The organism is Vibrio sp. 03_296, from assembly GCF_002265885.1.
Genome location: NZ_NPKW01000853.1, coordinates 1 through 449 on the forward strand (window position 1 = coordinate 1; position 449 = coordinate 449).

The 449-nt window shown below is 38.3% G+C and carries 1 protein-coding gene; it reads left to right on the plus strand.

The features are described 5' to 3' along the window. Positions 1-259: 259 nt before the first annotated feature. A partial coding sequence (locus CIK04_RS34625; protein WP_325205952.1) for a hypothetical protein occupies positions 260-449 on the plus strand: 190 nt, incomplete at its 3' end.

Here is a 449-nt window from a genome sequence, read left to right on the forward strand (position 1 = left end):
CCCTTAAATAGTCGACTCACGCTGTTTAGCAATCATACCTGGTGTATAGCGCTTAAACAGTCTCATACTTACTTTCCTTTTTCTCTAATCAGCTCCGCTAGTCTAACAGTTACTGTGACTTAAATGTGTGACATCTCTGGATTAAAATAGAGCTATGTCTTTCGTGTTTAGATAATTGTGCTGAGCTAGACAAATTTCCTGATAATTGCCCTCAATTTAGTGAGGTTAAGCTCAAAATGGTCATGCAAACGGAACCTTAATGTTATCTGTCTCTTTTCGAATCATGGTCACTCATGTTTTACGTGACGCATTAAGCAATAGTTTTGTTACAAGAATAAGAATAGTTGGTAATTATTTGTTACGCACTATGAGGTGGCTATTTATGGGGAAAAGATTCACTCGAATAGGTTGGATGCCTAAAAAAAGCCCGCAACAGCGGGCGAATAGTC